We start from the raw sequence: 8,159 nt of genomic DNA on the forward strand, positions 1-8,159 counted from the left end.
CCGCGAGCCCGTCCGCCGGCATCGGCACGCGCACCAACCGTGGGACGCGCAGCCCCGTCGACCGCGCGGCGAACTGGAACTCGCCGCCAGCCGCATCGCCCACGGTGAGCGCGACACCGAGCCACAGCAGCGACTGGTCATCGATCCCACGCCCGCCAGCCCCGCTGTCCCCGCTGTCCCCGCCGAGCAGACCAGGCAGACCAGGCAGGTCGATCAGGCCGCCCCAGGTGTGGGGACGTTCCAGGGCCAGGGTGCGGCCGAGGCCCCAGGCCATGGCCTGGTCGGGCTGGGTCACGGGGTGGTCGTCGTCGGCGGCCACGGCACCCGTGGTGATCATCCAGAGCGGAGCGTCGATGGACGCGTCGGCCAGTGCCTGCGGGCAGACGACGGACAGGGCGAGGCCGCGGGTCAGTCCCGGATGGTCCGGATGGGGGGTGTCGTCCAGCGCGAGCAGGGAGAGGACGGCGCCGATCGGCGTCGGGTGACCAGCCCGAACAGCGGCGAGCCGGGCCACGATCTCAGCACGGTCGGCATGTTCGAGCTGGATGATCTCGCTGCCGCCGAGACGCTCGAGGACCCAGCCGAGCCGGGCGACCAACGTCCGGTCCGCACCTCGCGGTGGGACGAGCACCAGCCATCGCCCGCCCGGATCATCGCCACCGACCTGACCGCGCTGGCCGACCCGGCCGCCCTGACTGGACGGACCGCTCCGGCCGGACGGGCTGATCCGGCTGGACGGGCTGATCCCGGCGAACGCGGTGAGCACGGCGGTCACGTCCGCATCGGCGAGTGGCTGCCAGACGGTGCGGTAGTGCCATCCCGTCGACGACGGACGCGTGGATGGCCCAGGCGGGGTGGATGGCCCAGGCGGGGTGGATGACTCGAAGGGAACGGTGGCGGGGGTGTCCAGCCAGTGGCGGCGGCGTTGGAAGGGGTAGGTGGGCAGGTCGACGAGGTGGCCGGGGCGGTCGGGGACCGCGTGCCAGTCGACGTCGATGCCGTGGGTGTCCAGAGCCGCGGCCGCGCCGAGCACCATCTCGGGCTCCGGGCGTCGCGCTCGCGCCGTCGCGACCGCCAACGGCGCACGCCGTCCAGCACCGGCGGCGGCACCGGCACCGGCACCGGCGCCCGTGTCGTCGTCTTCGAGGGTGGCGGGGACGAGGGGGGTGAGGATGGCGTCGGGACCGAGCTCGAGGAAGCTGTCGGCGCCTTCCGCCGCGAGGCGGCGCAGCGCCTCGGCGAAGTACACCGTGCCGCGGGCCTGGCGGGGCCAGTAGTCGGGTTCGAGCATCCAGCGCGGGGACAGTTCGCCGGTGAGCGTCGAGACGATCGGGATGATCGGCTCGTGGTAGGTGAGGGTGGCGGCGACGGCGCGGAAGTCGTCCAGCATGCCGTCCAGGTGCGGGGAGTGGAAGGCGTGGCTGGTGGTGAGCCGGCGCGTCGCGACGCCGCGGGCGGTGAAGGTGGCGGCGACGTGTGCGGTGGCATCGGTGTCGCCGGCGATCACGACGGCGGACGGCGCGTTGACGGCGGCGAGGGTGACCCGTCCGCCGGTGCCGGCCAGTGCGACGGTCACCTCGTCGACGGTCGCGCGGATGGCGATCATCGCGCCGCCGGCCGGGCAGGCCTGCATGAGTCGGCCGCGGGCGGCGACCAGCCGGACGGCGTCGTCGAGGGTCCAGATGCCGGCGACGTGCGCGGCGACGAGTTCGCCGATGGAGTGGCCGGCCAGCAGCGCCGGACGCGGCCCCCACGAGGTGACCAGGTGGAACAGCGCGGTCTCATGGGCGAACAGGGCCGGCTGGGTGTATTCGGTGCGGTCCAGCAGGGCGGCCAGGTAGGTGCCCGCCGGGGCGAACATCACGTCGAGCAGTGGACGTCCCAGCTGGGCGTCGAAGCGGGCGGCGATCTCGTCCAGCGCGGCGGCGAACACCGGAAACGCCTGGTAGAGCTCGCGGCCGAGTTCAGGGCGCTGGCTGCCCTGGCCGGTGAACAGCATCGCGAGCCGCCCCCGCGCACCGGGCGCACAGGTACCCCGGACGACGCCGGGCGCGCCGCGCCCCTCGGCCAGCCCCTCCAGCGCCACCGCCACCCGGCTGGCGGCCGACACCCCGGCAGCCGCGCCCGCCACCTGGCCGGCGGCCGACACCTGGCCGGCGGCCGACATCCCGGCAGGCACGGGCGACAGGGCGGCTGTCCGCGCCGAGGTCGGGGTGGACAGGTCGGTGAGCACGACGGCTCGGTGTTCGAAGCGGGTCCGTCCGGCGAGGGTATGGGCGACGTCCGACAGATCCAGGTGCGGATGGGTGCGCAGGTGCGCGGCGAGGCGCGCGGCGCCCGAGCGCAGCGCCGCGTCGGTCCGTCCGGACAGCACCAGCGCCACCGGCCGCGTGCCGGCCGTGGGAACAGCCGGGGGGACGCGGATGGGCTCGGGCTCGGGTGGGGCTTCCTCGATGATGAGGTGGGCGTTGGTGCCGGAGATACCGAACGCCGAGATACCGGCGCGGCGGGGGCGTCCACCGGGGTGGTGCGGCCAGGGCAGCGGGTCGGTGAGCAGCGCGACCGCACCGGCGGACCAGTCGACGTGCGGGGAGGGGGCGCGCACGTGCAGGGTCCGCGGGAGGGTCTCGTGCCGCAGCGCCTGCACCATCTTGATGGTGCCGCAGACACCGGCGGCGGCCTGGCTGTGGCCGATGTTGGACTTCAACGACCCCAGGCGCAGCGGACGGTCGAGCGGGCGGTCCTGACCGTAGGTGGCCAGCAGCGCGGACGCCTCGATCGGATCACCGAGAGCGGTACCGGTGCCGTGGGCCTCGACGGCGTCGACGTCGGCGGCGCGCAGTCCGGCGTTGGCGAGCGCCGCACGGATGAGGCGCTGCTGGGACAGCCCGTTCGGCGCGGTCATCCCGTTGCTGGCACCGTCGGAGTTCACCGCGCTGCCCCGGATGACAGCCAGCACCCGGTGGCCGTGACGCCGGGCGGCGGAGAGCCGTTCGAGCGCCAGGACGCCGGCGCCGTCCGCCCAGCCGGTGCCGTCGGCGTCGACGGAGAAGGCCTTGCACCGTCCGTCCGGGGCGAGGCCGCGCTTGCGGCTGAACTCCACCAGGATGCCGGGCGTCGACATGACGGTGACCCCGCCGGCCAGCGCCAGCTCGCACTCCCCCGCCCGCAGCGACTGGGCGGCCAGATGCACCGCGACCAGCGAGGCGGAACACTGCGTGTCCACGGCCAGGGTGGGGCCTTCCAGGCCGAAGGTGTAGGCGACCCGTCCGGCGATGACCCCGGGTGCGGTCCCGGTGAGCAGCTGTCCCTGAGCGGCGGCCGGCGCCACATGCCAGGACGGTCCGTAGTCGGCCAGGGAGGTGCCGGTGAACACCCCCGTGCGGCTTCCGCGCAGCGAACGCGGGTCGATCCCGGCATGCTCGAGCGCCTCCCAGGACGTCTCCAGCATGAGCCGCTGCTGCGGGTCGATGGCCGCCGCCTCCCGCGGCCCGATGCCGAAGAAGGTCGCGTCGAACCGGTCGATGCCCGCCAGGAACCCACCCCGCCGGGTGTAGGCGGTGCCCGCCCGACTCGCATGCGGACTCGGGTCGTAGAGGGCGTCGAGGTCCCAGCCCCGGTCGTCCGGCAGGTCACCGGTCGCGTCCAGGCCGGCGCCGACCAGCTCCCACAGCGCCTGCGGCGAGTCGACGCCCCCCGCCAACCGGATGCCCATGCCGACGATCACCACCGGATCGTCCGCCACCGCGGGCGGCCTGCCCACCGGGTCGGACGCGGTGCCCGGGCCGGCTGACGTGGCGGTGTCGCGCGGCTCCCCGAGCAGCGTGCGACGCAGATGGCCGGCGAGGGCGTCCGGTGTGGGCAGATCGAACAACATGGTCGCCGGCAGGACGAGCCCGGTCTCCTCCCCGAGCACCGCACGCAGCCGCTCGGCGATCCCGCGGTACACCCCCAGCGCCCGCCACGACGCCTGCGCGTCCAAGCCGGCAGCGGCGGTGTTGGGAGCGGCGCTGGGTGCGGCCGCGGAGCTGGGAGTGGCGGCAGGGCTGGGCGTGGCGGTGGCATCGTGGATGGCGGTGCGGATGGCCGCCAGGAGCAGGTCGTGCTGGGCTGGCGCCGACCGTCCGGCCAGGCGGGCCCGCCACCGCGCACGCGAGGTGGCCGCGCCGTCTCGAGGGGAGCCCGGGACCTGGCGCGACTGGGGCATGCGGAGACTCCCACCTGATCGGAACGCGGCGACGGCGGCAGCACATGGCGAACTCACTGGCCCGAACATCTGGGCAAATACTGTCTTAGCAGCCAAAAAGGGCAGGCCATTCCGCCTGACCGGGCCACCGCCTACAGCGCCCCACCCCTGGCCTGGACGCCTCGCGGCAACGCACATCCGCGCAGGTCAAGCCACTCGCCATGGGCGCCGGTCACCACACCGCCGGCCGCGCGTCAGGGCTACCCGGCAGGTGCCATCGCGGCCCCGGCCACGCCGTGGTCAGCCGGAGGGGGCCGTCCGCGAGAGGGGGGCCGCCCGCAGCCGCTTCTCACAGCCGGAAACGTTCAGTGGACCGGGCGCTAGCCGGGTGGGAGGCCGTCCGCCAGGAAGAGGGAGCTGCCGGTGCGCAGGGCGGCGAGGCAGGCGTGCAGGCGGCGGGCGATATGCGGCTGGGCGAAGTCGGACAGGTTCTCCTCGGGGACGAGGGTCCAGTCGGCGAGTTCGTCGGCGGGCAGGCGGATGCGGGCGGCGTCGTCGTCGGTGAGCAGGCCGCCGTCGAAGACCAGGGCGAGGCCCTCGGTGCGCAGCGGCGAGGGCGGCACCCAGTCCACCGCGAGCAGTCGGCCGGGGACGCGGTCCAGGGCCAGCTCCTCGCCGACCTCCCGGCGGGCCGCGGCGTACGGCGACTCGTCCTGCTCGACGACTCCGCCGGGCAGGTCCCAGCCTGGCCGGTAGGTCGGTTTCACCAGCAGGACGCGGCTGTGACCGTCGACCAGCAGACACGCCGCGTTCATCCGCTTGCGGGGCAACCCGCGCTGCCATGCGAGCTGGGCAGCGGCGTCCGGGGTCGTCATATCCCTTAGAGTAGAAGCATGTTCGCGCGCAGAGGTCTGTGGCGGGCCGTCATCCTGGCGGCCGTCTCCACGCGCGCGTAGCCCGCATCCGAGCACGCGGCCGCCCCTCCGGCGGTCGCTGTTGTCTCCTGCGGCGGGCATCTCCCTCGGGTCACTCTTCTCGACCTGGGACGAGCTCGCGAACGGGCACCGGACGACCCCGGTCCACGGCGTCGCGTCCCGTCCCACTCGACGAGGTCGTCACCGATGAACCCACACCACCCCGCACTGCCGCCGGCCAAGATGTTGCCGGCCGAACCACCGCCGGCCGAGGTGTTGCGCCGGCTGGTCGCCGCGTGCGCCGCCGGTGAGGATCCCGGGCCGTTCGCGCTGCTGCGGCGCGCGGGGACCGACGCCGACGCCGACCGTGGTGAGCTGGAGCTGGAGCTGGAGCTGCTGCGCGGCGAGCTGATCACCGTCGCCCGCATCGCCGATCTGCCGCTGCCGCCGGGCAGCACCGGGCCGCGTGTCCTCGCGATCGTGCCGTTTCGCCAGCTCACCGAGGTCGGTCTGCCCTGCGTCGACGACGGCAGCCCGTTGGAGGCGCTGCGCGTCACCGAGCACCTGCGCGTTCCCCTCGGCGATGCCCTCGCCGTCCTGCCCACCGATGGGCCCTCCGTCCACGGCGGCGGATTCGACCTCGACGACGACCAGTACGCCGAGCAGGTCCGCGCGGTCGTGCGGGACGAGATCGGCCACGGTGAGGGCTCCAACTTCGTCCTGCACCGGACGTACACCGCCACCCTCGACGGCCCACCGCCGCACGCCGCCCTCGCCGCGCTGCGCCATCTGCTGCACACCGAACCCGGTGCCTACTGGACGTTCCTCATCCACACCGGCCGGCGCACCCTCGTCGGCGCGACACCGGAACGCCACGTCAGCGCCGTCGACGGCCAGGTGACCATGAACCCGATCTGCGGCACCCACCGACTACCGTCCGACCCGCCTGATGCGTTCGACCTGTCCGATCCGTCCGGGGCGGCGCGTGCGGGGCTGATGCGGTTCCTCAACGACGCGAAGGAGATCGACGAGCTGTCCATGGTCCTGGACGAGGAACTGAAGATGATGGCGGCGCTCACCGACGACGGCGCACGCGTCGTCGGACCGCACCTGAAACGCATGTCCCGGCTCGTGCACACCGAGTACCTCCTGACCGGCCACAGCGACGCCGACGTCCGCGACATCCTGCGCGCGACGATGTTCGCCCCGACCGTCACCGGCAGCCCCCTGCACAATGCCCTGCGCGTCCTCGCCCGCCACGAACGCCGCGGCCGCCGCTACTACGGTGGCGTCGCCGCCCTGCTGGGCTTCGACGCCACCGGACGCCAGACCCTCGACGCCCCCATCCTGATCCGCACCGCCGAGCTCACCCCCGACGGTCGGCTCCGCCTCCCCGTCGGCGCCACCCTCGTCCGCCACTCCACCCCGTCGGGCGAAACCGCCGAAACCCACACCAAGGCCGCCGCCATCCTCGCCGCCTTCGGCCTGCGCCCCGCCCCCACCCAGCCGACCCGGCCGACCCTGCCGACCCCTCGCACCGAGGACCCGGTCATCGCCGCCGTCCTCGCCAGCCGCAACACCGACCTCGCCACCTTCTGGTTCCACCGCTCACCCCGTCGGCCCCTCCCACCCCAGGCCATCCCACCCGGTTCCGCGGAACACCCGTCCCAGACCGGTTCCGCGGAACCGTTGTTGGCGGGACGGTCGGTGTTGGTCGTCGATGCCGAGGACGCGTTCGCTGTGATGCTCGCCCACCAGTTGCGCTCGCTTGGGCTGATGGTCACCGTCCGCCCCTGGTCGCAGGTGACGCCGCCGACGGACGACCGCACCGCCCCGGCGCCCGAGGTGGACGCGGTGCCTGAGGTGGACGCGGTGGATCTGCTGGTTCTCGGGCCGGGGCCGGGTGATCCACTGGCGTACCGCGGCGGTGATCCGAAGATGGCCGCGTTGCGTCGGCTCGCCGAGTACCGGCTGGCGCTGGGACGGCCACTGCTCGGCGTCTGCCTCGGCCATCAGCTGCTCGCGGACGTCCTCGGCCTGCCGCTGCGTCGACGTCCCGACCCGCACCAGGGCCTGGGACGCACCATCGACCTGTTCGGCCGTCCGCGCCGCGTTGGTTACTACTCCACGTTCGCAGCGGTGGCCAGCACCAAGGGCGACCCGTCCGAAGGCGGTTCGTCCGAAGGGGAGCTGTTTCGGAGCGGGTTCGGGCCCGTGCGGCTGGCGCGGGACCGCAGTGACGGGACGGTGCATGCCCTGCGGGGGCCGTCGTTCGTGGGGATGCAGTTCCATCCCGAGTCGGTGCTCAGCCGGGACGGTCTGGACATCCTGCGTACCGAACTGAACACCCTGTTCGCGGCCGCACCGATCGTCCCGGTCGGATAATTCAAGCGGCACCGGACAGCACCGCACGAAGCAGGACGCACGACGCGTGACGCGTGACGCGTGACGCAGGGCGGCACCGGATCAGACGGGACGGAGGGCCATGGGATCGGTGGTCAGGATCAGGGCGGCGCGGCTGTCGGACGCCGCGGGTATCCAGGCGGTGTACGGGCCGTTCGTGACCGGCAGCCCGGCGACGTTCGAGGAGGAGATCCCGACCGTCGAGGCCATCCGCGCCCGCATGACCGCTGTCCCCCGCCTGCCCTGGCTCGTCGCCGAGGCCACGCCCACCCTCCCGTCGGACGGCGTACCGGACGGCGTACCGGACGGCGTACCGGACGGCGTACCGGACGGCGGGCGGGCCGGTGTGGTGATCGCGGGGTACGCCTGTGCCGCGCCGCATGGGCAGCGGGCGGCCTACCGGTGGTCGGTGAACGCGTCGGTGTACCTGGCGGCCGCGTTTCACCGGCGGGGGCTCGGGCGGCGGTTGTACGCACGGTTGTTCGCCGAACTGCGTGCCCTTGGCTATCTGAACGTCTACGCCGGGATCACGCTGCCGAATCCGGCAAGCGTCGGGCTGCACACGGCGGCCGGGTTCACCCCGGTCGCCGTGTATCCCGGGATCGTTGACATCCTCCCCGGCCTGAAGACCGGGGATTCCTAGAGGCTTATGCAGA

Annotated in this window: 4 protein-coding genes; 2 read left to right on the plus strand and 2 right to left on the minus strand. The window is 73.7% G+C overall.

Annotated features, from left to right (window positions below; all coding sequences use genetic code 11):
- Together G6R24_RS15705 and G6R24_RS15710 are read right to left on the minus strand one after the other, a co-directional pair.
- Positions 1-4,207, minus strand: a 4,207-nt coding sequence (locus G6R24_RS15705; RefSeq protein WP_163549994.1) for a type I polyketide synthase, incomplete at its 3' end; no start/stop codon positions are given.
- A gap of 359 nt (positions 4,208-4,566) precedes the next feature.
- The gene (locus G6R24_RS15710; RefSeq protein ID WP_225438592.1) at positions 4,567-5,061 is read right to left on the minus strand and encodes an NUDIX domain-containing protein; all 495 of its coding nucleotides are present in this window, start codon (positions 5,059-5,061) and stop codon (positions 4,567-4,569) included.
- Positions 5,062-5,307: 246 nt separating this feature from the next.
- Here G6R24_RS15710 and G6R24_RS15715 point away from each other — a divergent pair, with 246 nt between their 5' ends.
- Both G6R24_RS15715 and G6R24_RS15720 read left to right on the plus strand, forming a co-directional pair.
- Positions 5,308-7,485 carry an anthranilate synthase family protein gene (locus G6R24_RS15715; RefSeq protein WP_225438593.1) on the plus strand — a complete coding sequence of 726 codons (2,178 nt, stop codon included), beginning with the start codon at positions 5,308-5,310 and terminating at the stop codon, positions 7,483-7,485.
- 109 nt (positions 7,486-7,594) lie between these two features.
- Positions 7,595-8,146 carry a GNAT family N-acetyltransferase gene (locus G6R24_RS15720; protein ID WP_163549995.1) on the plus strand — a complete coding sequence of 184 codons (552 nt, stop codon included), beginning with the start codon at positions 7,595-7,597 and terminating at the stop codon, positions 8,144-8,146.
- Positions 8,147-8,159 lie beyond the last annotated feature (13 nt).

This window comes from Candidatus Frankia nodulisporulans (genome assembly GCF_902806475.1).
In the GTDB taxonomy this organism is placed as follows: Bacteria; Actinomycetota; Actinomycetes; order Frankiales; family Frankiaceae; genus Frankia; species Frankia umida.

Bases quoted from the DNA above. Each gene is read 5' to 3' on its own strand.
- G6R24_RS15710 (WP_225438592.1), bottom strand. From the start codon at position 5,061: ATGACGACCCCGGACGCCGCTGCCCAGCTCGCATGGCAGCGCGGGTTG.
- G6R24_RS15715 (WP_225438593.1), top strand. From the start codon at position 5,308: ATGAACCCACACCACCCCGCACTGCCGCCGGCCAAGATGTTGCCGGCC.